Raw genomic sequence first — 433 nt, forward strand, 5'->3', positions numbered from 1 at the left:
CTCAGACAGGTTGGAAGAACCAGTCCAATCGGAGTCACCCGGCTTCGGGGCTGGCTTGGAATCGCCGGTGACGACACGCTCAGCCTCGTTGCCATCCTTATCCTTGGCAACAATCTTGTCGCCAGTCTTCAGCTCCTTGTCAACAACGACCTTCCACTTACCATCGTCACCGACGGTAACTGTCTTCTCGGTCTCATTGCCGTCCTTGTCCGTGACAGTAACGGTGAGATCCGTACCAGGCTTACCGGTACCAGTGATCTCCTTGTCACCATCCTTAGCCGGATCAATCGTCGGCTTAATTACCTCCGGAGTCTCAGACGGATCGTCCTCACCCGGCTTGTTCGGGTCAATCGGCCAGGACGGACCCCACGGAAGACCCGGGTTCATCGGCTTCTTAGGCTTTTCAACCTCGACGACTACGCGGTCGATCTCG

The 433-nt window shown here is 56.6% G+C and carries 1 protein-coding gene; it reads right to left on the minus strand.

Going from position 1 to position 433, the window contains the following annotated elements:
• Positions 1 to 433 (minus strand): Ig-like domain-containing protein (locus HMPREF2565_RS13955; RefSeq protein WP_168162660.1); only part of this gene is annotated, 433 nt, incomplete at both ends.

Origin of the sequence: Corynebacterium sp. HMSC072A04 (genome assembly GCF_001809235.1) — a bacterium.
Lineage (GTDB): Bacteria > Actinomycetota > Actinomycetes > Mycobacteriales > Mycobacteriaceae > Corynebacterium > Corynebacterium hiratae.